General features: G+C 73.5%; 15 protein-coding genes and 2 tRNA genes. 9 read left to right on the top strand and 8 right to left on the bottom strand.

Going from position 1 to position 12,960, the window contains the following annotated elements; translation table 11 throughout:
* Positions 1 to 8: 8 nt before the first annotated feature.
* On the top strand, positions 9 to 830 hold the full coding sequence (locus ACFYYJ_RS20645; RefSeq protein ID WP_385129411.1) for an aminotransferase class IV: 822 nt from the start codon (positions 9 to 11) through the stop codon (positions 828 to 830).
* 43 nt (positions 831 to 873) lie between these two features.
* Positions 874 to 1,716 (top strand): GNAT family N-acetyltransferase, encoded by an 843-nt coding sequence (locus tag ACFYYJ_RS20640; RefSeq protein ID WP_389134281.1) that lies wholly within the window; start codon positions 874 to 876, stop codon positions 1,714 to 1,716.
* Between the two features lie 5 nt (positions 1,717 to 1,721).
* On the opposite strand, the gene ACFYYJ_RS20635 is transcribed toward ACFYYJ_RS20640, so the two are convergent.
* Positions 1,722 to 2,222, bottom strand: a complete 501-nt coding sequence (locus ACFYYJ_RS20635) for a DsbA family protein (protein WP_389134279.1) — start codon at positions 2,220 to 2,222, stop codon at positions 1,722 to 1,724.
* A 184-nt stretch (positions 2,223 to 2,406) separates the two neighbouring features.
* On the opposite strand from ACFYYJ_RS20635, the gene ACFYYJ_RS20630 reads away from it, so the two are divergent.
* Complete coding sequence (locus ACFYYJ_RS20630; protein ID WP_389134428.1) at positions 2,407 to 2,826, top strand: hypothetical protein; 420 nt, start codon at positions 2,407 to 2,409, stop codon at positions 2,824 to 2,826.
* A gap of 223 nt (positions 2,827 to 3,049) precedes the next feature.
* Here the strand turns inward: ACFYYJ_RS20630 and ACFYYJ_RS20625 are convergent, their stop codons facing one another.
* On the bottom strand, positions 3,050 to 3,670 hold the full coding sequence (locus tag ACFYYJ_RS20625; RefSeq protein ID WP_385129408.1) for a CGNR zinc finger domain-containing protein: 621 nt from the start codon (positions 3,668 to 3,670) through the stop codon (positions 3,050 to 3,052).
* A gap of 249 nt (positions 3,671 to 3,919) precedes the next feature.
* Positions 3,920 to 4,333 (bottom strand): SsgA family sporulation/cell division regulator, encoded by a 414-nt coding sequence (locus tag ACFYYJ_RS20620; protein ID WP_030011909.1) that lies wholly within the window; start codon positions 4,331 to 4,333, stop codon positions 3,920 to 3,922.
* A gap of 176 nt (positions 4,334 to 4,509) precedes the next feature.
* On the opposite strand from ACFYYJ_RS20620, the gene ACFYYJ_RS20615 reads away from it, so the two are divergent.
* Both ACFYYJ_RS20615 and ACFYYJ_RS20610 read left to right on the top strand, forming a co-directional pair.
* Positions 4,510 to 4,971 carry a TIGR02611 family protein gene (locus tag ACFYYJ_RS20615; RefSeq protein ID WP_389134275.1) on the top strand — a complete coding sequence of 154 codons (462 nt, stop codon included), beginning with the start codon at positions 4,510 to 4,512 and terminating at the stop codon, positions 4,969 to 4,971.
* A 46-nt stretch (positions 4,972 to 5,017) separates the two neighbouring features.
* A tRNA-Val gene (locus ACFYYJ_RS20610) sits at positions 5,018 to 5,089 on the top strand.
* An 82-nt stretch (positions 5,090 to 5,171) separates the two neighbouring features.
* On the opposite strand, the gene ACFYYJ_RS20605 is transcribed toward ACFYYJ_RS20610, so the two are convergent.
* Positions 5,172 to 7,505: an SCO7613 C-terminal domain-containing membrane protein gene (locus tag ACFYYJ_RS20605; protein WP_389134273.1), complete on the bottom strand. Its 2,334-nt coding sequence runs from the start codon at positions 7,503 to 7,505 to the stop codon at positions 5,172 to 5,174.
* Between the two features lie 113 nt (positions 7,506 to 7,618).
* Here ACFYYJ_RS20605 and ACFYYJ_RS20600 point away from each other — a divergent pair, with 113 nt between their 5' ends.
* Both ACFYYJ_RS20600 and ACFYYJ_RS20595 read left to right on the top strand, forming a co-directional pair.
* Positions 7,619 to 8,110: an SRPBCC family protein gene (locus ACFYYJ_RS20600; protein WP_385129403.1), complete on the top strand. Its 492-nt coding sequence runs from the start codon at positions 7,619 to 7,621 to the stop codon at positions 8,108 to 8,110.
* Positions 8,111 to 8,148: 38 nt separating this feature from the next.
* Positions 8,149 to 8,220: transfer RNA gene (locus tag ACFYYJ_RS20595), tRNA-Val, on the top strand.
* Positions 8,221 to 8,272: 52 nt separating this feature from the next.
* Here the strand turns inward: ACFYYJ_RS20595 and ACFYYJ_RS20590 are convergent.
* On the bottom strand, positions 8,273 to 8,998 hold the full coding sequence (locus ACFYYJ_RS20590) for a 3'-5' exonuclease (protein ID WP_384588614.1): 726 nt from the start codon (positions 8,996 to 8,998) through the stop codon (positions 8,273 to 8,275).
* A 222-nt stretch (positions 8,999 to 9,220) separates the two neighbouring features.
* Here ACFYYJ_RS20590 and ACFYYJ_RS20585 point away from each other — a divergent pair, with 222 nt between their 5' ends.
* Together ACFYYJ_RS20585 and ACFYYJ_RS20580 are read left to right on the top strand one after the other, a co-directional pair.
* Entirely contained in the window at positions 9,221 to 9,799 is a 579-nt protein-coding gene (locus ACFYYJ_RS20585) for a DUF4365 domain-containing protein (protein WP_385129402.1), read from the top strand.
* Positions 9,799 to 10,998 (top strand): hypothetical protein, encoded by a 1,200-nt coding sequence (locus ACFYYJ_RS20580; protein WP_389134269.1) that lies wholly within the window; start codon positions 9,799 to 9,801, stop codon positions 10,996 to 10,998. Before ACFYYJ_RS20585 ends, ACFYYJ_RS20580 begins: the two co-directional genes overlap by 1 nt.
* Before the next feature lie 3 nt (positions 10,999 to 11,001).
* Here the strand turns inward: ACFYYJ_RS20580 and ACFYYJ_RS20575 are convergent, their stop codons facing one another.
* From ACFYYJ_RS20575 to ACFYYJ_RS20565, 3 genes are all read right to left on the bottom strand, one after another.
* Positions 11,002 to 11,856, bottom strand: coding sequence for a hypothetical protein (locus tag ACFYYJ_RS20575; protein WP_389134267.1), 855 nt, complete (start codon positions 11,854 to 11,856; stop codon positions 11,002 to 11,004).
* Positions 11,857 to 11,868: 12 nt separating this feature from the next.
* Positions 11,869 to 12,246: a peptidase inhibitor family I36 protein gene (locus ACFYYJ_RS20570; protein WP_385129397.1), complete on the bottom strand. Its 378-nt coding sequence runs from the start codon at positions 12,244 to 12,246 to the stop codon at positions 11,869 to 11,871.
* A gap of 106 nt (positions 12,247 to 12,352) precedes the next feature.
* Entirely contained in the window at positions 12,353 to 12,817 is a 465-nt protein-coding gene (locus tag ACFYYJ_RS20565; RefSeq protein ID WP_389134264.1) for a GNAT family N-acetyltransferase, read from the bottom strand.
* Between the last annotated feature and the right edge of the window lie 143 nt (positions 12,818 to 12,960).

The raw sequence follows: 12,960 nt of genomic DNA, 5'->3' as shown, positions 1-12,960 counted from the left end.
GCCGCACGGTGAGCATCTGGCTCGACGGAGCACTTCGGGACGTGGACAGCGCGAAGGTGTCCGTCTTCGACCACGGACTGACCGTGGGGGACGGCGTCTTCGAGACGCTGAAGGCGGAGCGGGGCCGGGCCTTCGCGCTCACCCGCCACCTGGAGCGGCTGACCCGCTCGGCCCGCGGCCTCGGCCTGCCCGACCCCGACCACGACGAGGTGCGCCGCGCCTGCGCCGCCGTGCTCGAAGCCAACCCGGTGGAACACGGGCGGCTGCGCGTCACCTACACCGGCGGCGTCTCCCCGCTCGGCTCGGACCGCGGCGACGGCGGCCCCACCCTGATCGTGGCCCTCGCCGAGTCCGTGCGCCGCCCCGACACCACGGCCGTCGTCACGGTGCCCTGGGTCCGCAACGAGCGCTCCGCGGTCGCCGGCCTCAAGAGCACCTCGTACGCGGAGAACGTCGTGGCGCTGGCCGCCGCGCACCGGGCCGGTGCCTCCGAGGCCCTGCTCGCCAACACCGTCGGCCGGCTCTGCGAGGGCACCGGCTCCAACGTCTTCGTCGTCCTCGACGGGCAGCTGCACACCCCGCCCCTGGCCTCCGGCTGCCTGGCCGGCATCACCCGCGCCCTCGTCGTCGAATGGGCCGGCGCCAAGGAGACCGACCTCCCCGTCGAGGTCCTGGAGCAGGCCGAGGAGGTCTTCCTGACCTCCTCCCTGCGCGACGTCCAGGCGGTCGTACGGATCGACGCGCGCGAGCTGGGCACGGCCCCCGGCCCGGTCACGGCCGAGGCCATGCGGATCTTCGACGCGCAGGCCGGTGCGGACCTCGATCCGTGAATCCCGGTGACGCGGGCCCGCGGGGCAGGTAGAACACCAAGTGATGACCACTACCCTGCGGCCCGCGCAGCCGCTCCAGCGCAACAGTGACGGAACCCGCTCCCGGGCCTACGAGGTGCGGGTGAACAGTCGGCGCGTGGGCAGCGTCGAACTGGCCACCCGTTCGGCGGCCGAGCCCCGCACCGGGGTGATCAGGGCGCTGTGGATCGACGAGCCGGACCGGCGGCGCGGGCGCGCCACGGTCGCGGCCCTCGCCGCCGAGGAAGTGCTGCGGTCCTGGGGGTGTACGGGCATCGCCGTGTCGGTGCCCGCCGACGCGGGGCCGGCGCTGCGGATGGCGGAGACCCTCGGCTACCGGGTGACCGGCCGCGTCCAGGTCAAGGAACTGCCGGAACTCCCGCCCGCGCTCCCGCCGGGCACCGAGGGCCGCCCGATGACCGGGCCCGAGTACGACGCCTGGCAGGAACGGGCCGTCGTCGAGTACAGCCACCACCTCACCGGCCCCGGCATCACCGCCGAGCAGGCCCTTGCCGCCTCCCGCGCCGAACACGCCGAGCTGCTCCCGGCAGGCCGGGACACCCCCGGCACGGCCTTCCTCGTCCTGCGGGCACCCGACGGGACCACCCTCGGCACCCTGTGGGTGGGGGAGCGCGACCTGCCGGGCGTGGGCCCCGTCCCGTACGTGTGGGACGTGGAGGTGGCCGCCGAACACCGCGGGCACGGGCACGGCCGGACCCTCATGCTGTTGGCCGAGCACGCCGCCCTGGCCTCGGGCGCCCGCCTGCTGGGGCTGCACGTCCACGAGGACAACACTCCGGCCCGGCACCTCTACACGTCACTCGGCTACCGGGACGACATGGTGAACGCGAGAAAAGAGCTGATCTAGGTCGGCTAGGCCGACTCGGCCAGCAGGCGGTCGGCGATCTCCTCGATGCGGCCGCGCAGGCCCTCCTGGCTCTTGCCGCCGTCGAGGCGCTCGCCGTCGATCACGTACGTCGGGGTGCCGGTCACGCCGATCGCCTTGCCCTCGGCCTGGTCGGCGTCGACGATCAGGATGTGCCGGCCGTCGATCAGCGCGGTGTCGAACTCCTCCGCGTCCAGGCCCAGTTCACGCGCCACGTCCAGCAGCACCGACTCGCCGCGCTCGGCCAGCTCCGCGGTCCTGGCCAGTACGGCCTCCGCGTACGCCCAACCCTTCCCCTGTTCCAGGGCCTCCTCGGCGGCCTGCGCCGCGGCGAAGGCGTGCTTGTGCTTCTCCAGCGGGAAGTGGCGCAGCCGGATGTCCAGCCGGTCGCCGTAGCGGGCCCGCAGGGCACGCACGTCGTCCAGCGCGCTGTGGCAGTCCGGGCACTGGAGTTCGCACCAGACGTCGAGGATCACGGAATCGGTCATGCCCCCAGTCTCCCAGCCCCCGGAGGCGCCGCTTCCCCCGCATCCACTCCCCAGGGATGAGGCGCGACCCCGAGATGTCCCGGAGATCGGCCCGGCGGCGGCCCCGGGCCTGGCCGCGGGGGCGAGGGCCGGTGCAGGATGGATGGGGACAGATCGCCCAGCCGTCGAACAGCCGGAGGACCGCATGCTCGCCGAGACCATTTGTTCCGCGGTGTCCGCGGCGGGGCTGGGCATCGCCGCGGTGACCGCCTACCGCAAGCGGTTCCTGGCCGCCACGAGGATCGCCGCGTACTCGCTGGTGCCGGTCGCCCTCGTGATGACGGGCCTGGTGGAGTGGGTGTCCGGGATCGCCTTCAACCCGACCGTCTGGATCGGTTTCGGGCTGCTCGGGCTGGCCTGGCTGCTCCTGTTCACCACCCGGGCCGTCGAGCGCCGGGGTGTGGGCAAGAAGGCCGGACGCGCCCCCGAGGCCGTCGCCCCGGCCGCCTCCGCGCCCTCGCTGGGCTCCGGTCGGAGCGCCGCCGCCCAGAAGCCGCAGGCCCCGGCCGCCGCCGGTGACGACTTCTCGGACATCGAGGCCATCCTCAAGAAGCACGGCATCTGAGCCGAGGTCCCGGGAATCCGCGTCGATCCACGAGATCGGGCGAACTCCCGAACGGACATTGGCGTGTTGGAGGGTCGGCGGCGGTGGGCTGCGCCATCATCGCCCCGACATGCTCGAGACATCGCAGGGTGAGCCGACGGTTCCCGCTCCGGCCCCCGCCTCCGTTGCCGAGGAGCCGAAAGGCTGCCTCTTCGCCCTGTCCCAGCCGCCCTTGATGATCTTCCTAGCGGTGATCGGCGTCCTGCTGCTGCTGGCCGCCGTACACGATCTCTTCCTGCTCTGAGGGGCCCGCGTCGGCACCCTTGCGCCGGGCCCGGTACGCCGCCACGTGCAGCCGGTTCCCGCAGGTCCGGCTGTCGCAGTAGCGCCGGGAGCGGTTCCGGGAGAGGTCCACGAAGGCGCGCCGGCAGTCCGGGGCCTCGCAGCGGCGCAGCCGCTCCTGCTCGCCGGAGACCACGATGAAGGCCAGGGCCATGCCGCCGTCCGCCGCCAGGTGGTCGCCCAGCGAGGCGCCCGGCGCGAAGTAGTGCACGTGCCAGTCGTAGCCGTCGTGGTCGGTCAGCTGCGGGGTGGTGCCCGCCGTCGCCACCAGCTCGTTGATCAGCGCGGACGCGGCGCGCGGGTCCGGCGCGGCGAAGACCTGCGCGAATTTGCCGCGCACCGTGCGCACGCCCGCGAGGTCGCGGGAGCCGAGCTCGCCGACGTCGCTGATCGAGTACTCCTGGACGAAGGCGCGCAGCGCGCCGAGGTCCGACAGCGCGTCGGGCTGGTTCGCCTCGGCCGATGTGTTCACCAGCGCGACGACGACGTCGAGCGCGCGACGGGTGTCGTGGGGGATCTGCACGGTGGTCTCCCTCAAGGGCCGGGCCTGCGGCGACGACCTGTGCCGCCGCTGGGGGCCGACTCTAGCGGGTTCCTCCAAAAGGGGGCGCCCGGCGGACCCGGCCGGGCTCGCCGCCCCGACGCGCAGCGGCGCCGTCCACGCGGGTGGCTCCCGCGGGGACAGCGCCGATACGTCGTATGTGGTTGTCCGGCACACACCGTCGCCCCGAGTCGGACGGTGTCGCGCGGTCAGGTGCTCGTCGGAGCTGGCTCAGCTTTCGGCCAGGATGTGGGAGAGCTCCTTGTCGAGGTCGAAGTGCCGGTGTTCGGTCCCGGGCGGGACCGCGGCATCCGTCCGCTTGAGGAATGACTCCAGTGCTCGGGCGGGTGCTTCGAGCAGTGCTTCTCCCTCCGGTGAGCTCAGGGCGATGCAGACGACCCCCTGACCGTGGCTGCGGGACGGCCAGACGCGGACGTCTCCGGTTCCGGTGGGCCGGTGGAGGCCCTCTGCGAGGAGGTCACGGGCGAACACCCATTCGACCGTCTCCTCGGCGCCGGTGTGGAAGGTGGCGTGCACGGCGTAGGGGTCGGCCGTGTCATACCGCAGGCCCGCGGGAACAGGCAGTGAGGACTCGCTCGACACAACGAGGCGCAGGTGCAGCTCGCAGCTGACCGTGGTGTTCATAAGCGCCAGGGCCTTTCGCTCAGTGTGCGCTCGGGGATTCGCACGTCGGCGAAATCGACATGCCACCTACGGTGCCGTTGTAAACCCCTCTGACCGTTTTGCGGACCTCTGGGTCCCTCGGACGGCGGATCCAAAGCGCCGTTCATGTGTGCTCGGCACTCGGGTAGATTCACCCCATGAATACGGGGAGTGATCGCGGGACGAGCGAGCCCGCCGAGGCGACCGAAGCCGGCGCGGCCACCGAAGGCGCAGCCGACGGAGAGACGCCGCACGTGTCGAAGGCGCCCGCCTTCATCAAGGCCAACCGCAGCCTGCACCTGAGCTGGCAGGTCGGCGTTTTCGTCGTCGGCCTGGCCGTCATCGGCGCGGGCATCGCGATGCTCGTGCTGCCCGGCCCCGGCTGGGTGGCGATCTTCGCGGGCCTGGCGATCTGGGCCACCGAGTTCGCCTGGGCCCACCTGGTGCTGCGCTGGACCAAGCGCAAGGTGACCGAGGCCGCCCAGAAGGCGCTCGACCCGAAGGTCCGCCGCCGCAACATCATCCTGACCAGCGTCGGCCTCGTCATCGCGGGCGCGCTGGTCGGCTTCTACCTGTGGAAGTACGGGCTCGTCCTGCCGTGGAACATCAAGGACCAGTGATGGTCAAGGAGCACCGCTGACATGCGGTAATGTTTGCGGTGCGTCCGGGCGATTAGCTCAGTGGGAGAGCACTTCGTTCACACCGAAGGGGTCACTGGTTCGAACCCAGTATCGCCCACCCGGACCCGAGGCCCGGAGACTTCACAGTCTCCGGGCCTCGGGCGTTTCCCGCCCGGCCCGACGAGGTCGGTCCCGCCGATTCAGGCGAGCCGGCCGATCGCGTCCCGCAGCCGGCGCGCGTCGCGCAGCCGCCTCTCGTACGTCGCGCCCACCACCAGCAGCAGCAGGCCCGCCATCGCCGGCGGCACCCAGCGCGGCAGCGCCCCCGCGACCTGCACCACGTACGGGGCCAGCTCGTGCAGCGCCACCACCGCCAGCACCGCGCCGCCCAGCAGCAGCGGCGCCTGGAGCCGCCGCCGGGCCCCCGTGAGGGTCACCGCCAAGGCCGCCAGACCCAGCAGCAGCGGGCGCGTCCACTCCGGGTCCGCCCAGGCCGCCAAGAGGCTCGGCAGCAGCGTCGCCGACAGCCCGGGGCCGTACGCCGTCCAGGACGAGCTCGCGGGATCCCTGCGGCGCCGCAGCACGCCCACCGCCAGGGCGGGGAGCGTCACCGGCAGGCCGTAGGCCTCCGGCGCCGTGACCCCTGCCTCGGCCAGCCGGACCCAGGTCGCCGCCACGAACAGCGTGCCCGCCGCCCAGCCCAGCACGCGCCGCTCCGGTCGGACCGCCGCCCCCGCGCAGACCACCCCGAGCAGCGCCAGGACCAGTGCCAGGGTCCCGGCCCGCCCCGCGGACAGGGCCACCGCCAGGGCGCCCGCCACGCCCGCCGCGATCTCCGCGGGCAGCCGGACACCGCCCAGCCGGGGCCCGAGCGCGGCCACCGCCGCCGGGACCGCGAGGACCGGCAGGGCCCACCACACCACCGCCAGGTCCGTCAGCGCCGCCGAGGCCACCAGCAGCCCCGTGGCATGGCCGACGGCGCAGACCGCCGCCCCGGCGCGGGCCCAGCGGGGGGCGGGCCCGTACGCCGCCCCGGCCGCGCCGAACAGGCCCAGCAGCCCCCACACCGCGAAGGTCGACGTACGGCCGTCCAGCGCGCCCAGGGACACGTTCAGGGCCCCGATCAGCGCGCAGGCGCCCGCCGCGATCCCGGTCGCCCGGGCCGGGGCCCGCAGCGCGATCATCCCGGCCGCGCCCGTCACCGTCAGCTGCGCGGCGAACACCGCCGCCGGCGACAGGCCGAGCAGCACCGGGGCCGTGAACGGACCCGCCCACGCGAGCACCGCCGCCACGGCGGCCGGCTCCGGCCGGGACAGCGTCCGCGACAGCCACCAGGCGGCCCCCGCCGTCAGCAGCAGCGCCACCGCGGGCGCCGCGCCGGCCCCGTACGGACCGGCGTCCGGGGCCGTCCCGGCCCACACCTCCGCCAGGACCCGGACCCGGGATCCCAGGGTCGCGGCGACCGGAGTCGCGGACAGCAGCGCCGCCAGTGCGGCCACACCCGCCCCGGCCCGGGCGAGCCCGTGCCGGACAGGCGCCGGGAGTGCGTGGACCCGTACGGTCGCCATCAGGGCCAGTGCCACCAACAGGTACGCCACCACCGCCCAGGCGGGGGAAAGCTCCGGCCGGGCCACACCGCCCAGCGCCGCCACCGCCGCCAGACCGCCGACCAGGGCCGCCGCCCAGGCGCGCGGCTCCCGCCACGAGGCCGCCACCCCGAGGGCCGCGCCCGCCAGCAGCAGCGCGGCCGGGGCCAGGGCGTCGGCCGCCGAAGCCGCCGACCAGGACTCGGACACCCCCGTCAGCAGCGCGCCGGCGCCCAGTACGGCCGCCGGGAGCGCCGCCCACCGCAGCCGCAGCGCGAGCGCCGCGTCCAGCGCGGCCGTCGCCAGCAGCGCCCAGGCCGGCTCCAGCGGACCCGCGTCCGAGGCCAGCGCCGCCAGCGGCAGCGGGAGCTGCGCGGCCAGCACCGCCGCGGGCACCGGGATCCGCAGCCCCCGCAGGGCCGCCCCGTAACCGGCCCACGCCGCCGCCAGCACCGCCGAGGCCCCGGCCGTGTAACCCCGGGGGTCGGCGTCCGGCCCGGCGACGACGTACAGCGCGTACGCGTCCAGCACCGTCAGCAGCAGCCCCACCGCCGCCACGGACTCCGCCGTCGAGCGCAGCCCGCGGCGCAGCAGCGGCACGGGCGCCGCCAGCGCCGCGGCGGTCACCGCGCCCAGCACGGCGGAGCGACCGGCGATCCCGAGCGAGCCCCAGCTCACCAGCGTGAACGCCAGCGCGGCCACGGCCAGCAGGACGGCGCCGAGGGTGAGCAGCACGTTCTGCGCACTCGGCGCCGAGGCGTCCTTCGCGGGCCCGGCCGGCGGAGCGAACCCCGGAGCGGCGGCCGGCGAAGGCATCGGTCCGGCCGTGTTCAGCAGGCGCAGCAGCCAGTCCCGGCGGGCCAGCAAGTACTGGCGGTGGGAGTCGAGTCGGGCCAACTCGCGGTCGATGAGCGCCAGCTCCTCGGCCGGCGGCATGGGCGTGTTCATATCCGGAGTGTGGCGCCGGTCACGCGGTCAGGACATGGGCGTACGTACTCAGATGTGGCCTGAGTACGCGCGAACCGGACCCGTGCGGACCCGCCGCGCGCCACACTGGATCCATGGACCGCAGCCACTGGGACCGCTGGAACCGTTACCGCTTCCGCAGCGTGTGGGACCTCGACGCCGCGCCCGCGCGCGTGTTCGCCGTACTGGAACTTCCCGGCGAGTACCCGGACTGGTGGCCCCAGATGCGCCGGGTCGAGGGGCTCGACGAGCGCAGCGGCACCGCGACCGTCCGGTCACTGTTGCCCTACTCCCTCCACGTCACCGCGACCCAGCTGTTGCGCGACCCCCGGCGGGGAGTCCTGGAAGTGGCCCTGCGCGGCGATCTCGAAGGCTGGGCGCGGTGGACCGTACGGGCGCGCGGCGCCGCGGCGGGAGGCCCGCGCACCCGGGCGCTGTACGAGCAGGAGGTCGAGGTGCGGCAGCCGCTGATGCGTCGGCTCGCGCTGCCCGGACGGCCGGTGTTCCGGCTCAACCACGCCCTGATGATGCGGGCCGGACGGCGGGGCCTGGAAGCGCTGCTGGCCCGGCGCCCGGAGGCGGTTTGAACCGTCCCCAAGTCTTCTGTATTGTTCAGTCCGTTCCCGGGCGATTAGCTCAGCGGGAGAGCACTTCGTTCACACCGAAGGGGTCACTGGTTCGATCCCAGTATCGCCCACCGGGACAGGCCGGTCCGTCTGACGACGGACCGGCCTTCCGCATTTCCCGGGCTATGCCGCCGTCGACAGGTCCGGCCGCAGAGGCCAGTGCGGGTCCACCGGCTCGGGCGTCCCCTGACGCGCGAACCACGCCTGCAGCCCGCGCGCCTGTGCCGCGTGCCACACCGCCTGCAGCGTGTGCAGTTCCGCCGGGGTCAGCCGCTCCAGGCGGGCCGCGAACCGGCGACCCACCGCCCGCACGAGCTCCAGCGAGGCCTGGGCGTCGGCCGCCGCGTCGTGGGCGCCCTCCAGCTCTATCCCGTAGTGCTCGCACAGGTCCGTCAGGGTCCGGCGGCCCTTGCGGTACCGGTCCAGGTGCTTGTCCAGGACGCGCGGGTCCAGCACGGTCAGCGGCCGGTTGTCCAGGTACCGGGCCAGCGAGGAGGCCCGGTGCCGGCGCAACTCCCGGTCCAGCAGCGTCAGGTCGAACGGCGCGTTCATCACCACCACCGGGCGGCCCGCCACCTGCTGCTCACCGAGCGCGCGGGCTATCTCCTCCACCACCGGCGCCGGCCAGCGGCCGTTGCGCTGGAGGTGCTCGTCGGTGAGGCCGTGCACTTCCGTGGCGCCCGGGGGCACCGGAATCCCGGGATTGACCAGCCAGCGCGTGGTGCGGACCCGGCCGCCCGCACACTCCTGGACGATGAGCGCGGCGGACACGATCCGGTCCTGCTCGACGTCCACTCCGGTGGTCTCCGTGTCGAATGCGGCCAGCGGCCCCTCGTACCAGCGTGTCATGGCGAACTCCTCGTCCCCGATCGGCAGATGAGGTGCACTCGGCAGCGCTGCCTTGAAAACGTGCCACCTTCTCCCGCATCGGTGATACCCGTGCTCTTTGTCGCGTACGCCGTTTGCGGTGGTCCGGCTGCGGAGACAACATCCCTGGGGGACCGCACACATGACCGGTCGTCACCCCGACCACCACAGACGGCAGAGCCCGGAAGGCATGGGGAGCCGGCCATGGCGCTCGCGCAGCCCGAACAGGGCGGGGTGCTGCAGGGACACACCGGTCCGCCGACCGGACCGCTGCGCGGCACACTCGCCACCACCGCCTGCATGGAGACCCTCCAGGTGGGATACCTGCACGCCGTCGCGGCCGCGGCCGGCTGCTCGCTCTCACAGCCCTTTCCCGACAACGGCATCGACTGGCACGTCAGCCACGGCGCCCCGGAGCACGTCGTCGACGACGAGGTCACCATCAAGGTGCAGCTCAAGGCGACGTACCAGATACCGCCGCGGCCGGCCGGGCCCACCTTCGCCTTCACCCTCGACAACGAGCACCTGGTGAAGCTGGCCCGCTCTCCGGTCGCCGTCCACAAGATCCTCGTCGTGATGCTCGTCCCCCGGGAGCGCGACCAGTGGCTCGCCGCCGGGCACGACCGGCTCGACCTGCGGCACTGCTGCTACTGGACCAACCTCGCGGGACACCCCGTGACCGGCCGGCGCCGGACCACCGTACGGATCCCGACCACGCGGATCTTCGACGACCGCGCGCTGTGCGAGATCATGACCCGGGTCGGGTCGGGAGGGACACCCTGATGCACTGGAACCCGCCGCACCTCGAACCACTGCCGCCACCGGGCTTCGCCGACCCGGCCGTGCCCGATCCCGGGCAGGTCGACCCCGCGGTGCTGGGCGCCCTCCTGCACCGGCACGGCTGGCTGCGCCGGGGCGGGGCCGCCGGACGGTACGGGCGCTGGACGCCGCCCGCCGGCTCCGGTACGAGCCTGCTCGTACCGGAGGACAGCGGCTTCCCCGACTGCGCGGACCTGCTGGAAGAGGCGCTCACCGCCCTGTCCCGCAGCGGGCTGCCCTCGGCGCGGGAGGTGTTGTACGGGCTGAGCGTGCCCAGTGACGAGGTGCGTTGGGAGCGGGAGGGGCCGCAGGGACTCCAGGGCGAGGCCGACTGGACGGCGCAGGAGCAACTGCGCGCGGCGGCACGCCGGTTGCTGCTGGCCGGGGCGCTGGCGGACCGGGCGCGGGCCGGCTACTACGGGGCCCGCCACCGGGGCCAGGCCGAACGGGCGCTGGACGGGGTGTTGGTGGGTCCCGCGCCGGGCGGCCGCAGGCTCACCGCGTACGTCCCCGTGGACGGGGGCCGGGGCACGGTGAAGCGGCTGCACCACGCCCTGCACGCGGCCCGCGAGGCCGTGGACTATCAGCGGGCCACCGGCGGTATGGACGCCTTCGACGCGGCGGTGGAGGCGGGGGTCAGCCGGGAGCTCGCGGACGGGCTCATCGCGCTGGTCCGGGGCTCGGAGGGGGCGCGGATCACCCTCGGGTGGGCGCCGGCCGCCGGGGTCCCGGCGGGCTGCGCGGCCCGGCCGGAACCGGTGGAGTTCTCGCCGGGCGACCTCCCGGTGCTGCGGGAGGCGGCCGCCCGCTACACCCGCGACGAGCCGGCCGTGGCGGTCCGGGTCGCGGGGGCGGTGGTCCGGATGCGCCGGGCGGCGGCGGGCGGCGGCGGCACGGTCCGGGTCCGGGTCCTGGCCGGGGCGGAGGTCCCGTACGTCCGGGCCGCCCTCGACGAGGAGTCGTACCGGGTGGCGGTCCACGCGCACCTGGCCGGACTGCCGATCCGGGTCAGTGGGCGCTTGCAACGGCGCGGCGGCTTCCGACGGCTGGCCGACGCCACGGACGTGACACCGGTCCCGCTGGACGAGGTCGAGCGGGACCGGCTGATGAAGTCACTGGACGAGGCCTTCGACCCGGCGGACGTGCTGCCGTCGGACGATTAGGGCCTACTGTCCGATCGCGGCCCGCGCGAGCTCCATGGTCTTCTGCTTGGCGAGCAGGTGCTCGGCCAGAACGCCCGCATTCGATTGGATCAGGGCCTGCTGATAGGTGCTTTCGGTGCTCGACCAAACCCCGATCAGATTCACCTTCTGCTTGCAGAGCACGTCGGCGAGCGCGACTTGCCTTTCGTGGTCGCCGGGTGTCGCGGAACTGAACTCGCGGTCGTTGATCGCGGACATGGGATCGGGGTATTCGTGCCCGGATTCGGCCATGCACCGCGACCATTTTCGGCCGACTTCCGTCACGGCGGGATCCTGCTGCGATTTCCGGTAGCTCTCCATGTTGAGCCGTTGCGGGGTTTCGATGGACTGTTGCAGCTCGGCCTCGTGCAGCCCTCTCCGGGCTTCTCCCGCGCACCCGCCCTCGGGGACGGGGGCGCCGTTGAACGTGGTCGCCTCCCCGTTGACGAGCGGCACGACGGACGCCGGATATTCCGTGGCCGGCTTTTCCCCGCCGGGCAGGTGGTAGCCGTACCCCTTGGCGAGTTCCGCATCGGCCAGGCCGTAACGCCGCTCGTTGTCCTCGATTCCGATGCCTCCCGATGCCCTGGGCGCGGACTGCGCGCCCATTCTCGTGAGGCACTGCCGGACGAGGGTCTCGCGACCTCGGGTGAGCACGTCCAGATCCGCCGTCGTCAGCAGGTACTCGTCCAGGGGCAGCTTCAGCGCCTTGCTGTCGTCGAGCTGCCGCACCGCGGGCGGGCGGCCAGGGGCTTCGCCGGTCGAGCACGCGGGCAGCAGGGGGAGCAGGAGCACCGCCATGCCCGCGCGCGCCGCATGGGAGGGGGCCGTCCATTTCACGGGTTCGCCCGCTCAGCAGATGAGGGTTCGGACGGAGGCGTTGTCGTTGTACGTGTTCACCAGGTTCCTGGACGAGTAGGCCTGGACGGTGTCGTACGGGCCGCCGTAGTTCGAGTAGAAGTAGACCCGGTAGCAATAGCTCGCGTTGTTCCAGACGGACGCGGAGTTGTTCTTCACGGGTTGGCCCTCCCCGTTGGCCCACGTGCTGAAGACCTCCCCCGCGAGGTTGGGGATGTTGTGGTCCGTCATCCAGTGGGAGCCGGCCTGGTTGGAGTTGTAATAGAAGCAGAAGAACCCCTTCTGGCAGTCGTACGCGCTCGCGGGGGCGGCCATTCCGAGCGTGATGCCGGCTGCGGCGGCCAGGAGTGCCAGGGTGCGCTTCATGTGCATGATTCATCCCCTATGTCATGGTGCTTCTGCCAATGCCAACTCCCAAGGAAAAAAAGGGAGTTGGAGCCATGCCGGCGGTAACTATAGGGTGACTGTGCGGAGTTGCTCAACAAGTTGTGCGAGTGAATGACGCGATGCGCAGGCCCGGGGTGGGGGAGAAGTCCTCGCCGCGAACGAAGCCGAGGCGTTCGTAGAGGCCCACGGCGGGGGCGTTGGCGGCTCCCGTGGTGACCTTGGCCGGCCGGCCCGGGAACAGCTCGCCCAGTGCGTGGCTCAGCAGCAGGGAGGCGACGCCCCGCCGGAACCACCCCGGATCCACACAGAGCCGGGCGACGCACACGCCCCCGTCCGCCTCCTCGGCCCAGGCCAGGAACCCGGCGATCTCCCCGCCCTCGGACAGGGCCCCCACCCAGCTCAGCTCCTGCGCCCGCATCTGCGTGAGGCTCTCGCGCAGCGCGGGGATCCCGTCGAAGCCGATGATCTCCGCCTCCACCGCGTACGCGGCCCGCCCGATCCGGTACACGGCCTGCGCGACGGCGTCGTCGTCCAGGTCCAGCAGTCGTATCAGCATGCCGATCACGCTACCGACGCCCGACCTGTCGGGGCTGGGGTCGCCCTCCGCCCCCGCCCGCCGCCGCGTCCCGCCGGCGGGCCCGACCGGGGGCGGCTCGGCGCCGCTGCCACCCCGCCCCCCGTAACCGTTTAGCGGGGCAG

Source organism: Streptomyces sp. NPDC002467 (genome assembly GCF_042889825.1).
Lineage (GTDB): Bacteria > Actinomycetota > Actinomycetes > Streptomycetales > Streptomycetaceae > Streptomyces.
The sequence above is the reverse complement of the archived record's forward strand: the minus strand, read 5'-3'. Positions and strand labels throughout refer to the sequence as shown.

Excerpts from the sequence above, each read along its gene's own strand:
- ACFYYJ_RS20640 (WP_389134281.1), top strand. The coding sequence starts at position 874 with ATGACCACTACCCTGCGGCCCGCGCAGCCGCTCCAGCGCAACAGTGAC.
- ACFYYJ_RS20635 (WP_389134279.1), bottom strand. The coding sequence starts at position 2,222 with ATGACCGATTCCGTGATCCTCGACGTCTGGTGCGAACTCCAGTGCCCG.
- ACFYYJ_RS20630 (WP_389134428.1), top strand. The coding sequence starts at position 2,407 with ATGCTCGCCGAGACCATTTGTTCCGCGGTGTCCGCGGCGGGGCTGGGC.
- ACFYYJ_RS20620 (WP_030011909.1), bottom strand. The coding sequence starts at position 4,333 with ATGAACACCACGGTCAGCTGCGAGCTGCACCTGCGCCTCGTTGTGTCG.
- ACFYYJ_RS20615 (WP_389134275.1), top strand. The coding sequence starts at position 4,510 with ATGAATACGGGGAGTGATCGCGGGACGAGCGAGCCCGCCGAGGCGACC.
- ACFYYJ_RS20605 (WP_389134273.1), bottom strand. The coding sequence starts at position 7,505 with ATGAACACGCCCATGCCGCCGGCCGAGGAGCTGGCGCTCATCGACCGC.
- ACFYYJ_RS20600 (WP_385129403.1), top strand. The coding sequence starts at position 7,619 with ATGGACCGCAGCCACTGGGACCGCTGGAACCGTTACCGCTTCCGCAGC.
- ACFYYJ_RS20590 (WP_384588614.1), bottom strand. The coding sequence starts at position 8,998 with ATGACACGCTGGTACGAGGGGCCGCTGGCCGCATTCGACACGGAGACC.
- ACFYYJ_RS20585 (WP_385129402.1), top strand. The coding sequence starts at position 9,221 with ATGGCGCTCGCGCAGCCCGAACAGGGCGGGGTGCTGCAGGGACACACC.
- ACFYYJ_RS20580 (WP_389134269.1), top strand. The coding sequence starts at position 9,799 with ATGCACTGGAACCCGCCGCACCTCGAACCACTGCCGCCACCGGGCTTC.
- ACFYYJ_RS20570 (WP_385129397.1), bottom strand. The coding sequence starts at position 12,246 with ATGCACATGAAGCGCACCCTGGCACTCCTGGCCGCCGCAGCCGGCATC.
- ACFYYJ_RS20565 (WP_389134264.1), bottom strand. The coding sequence starts at position 12,817 with ATGCTGATACGACTGCTGGACCTGGACGACGACGCCGTCGCGCAGGCC.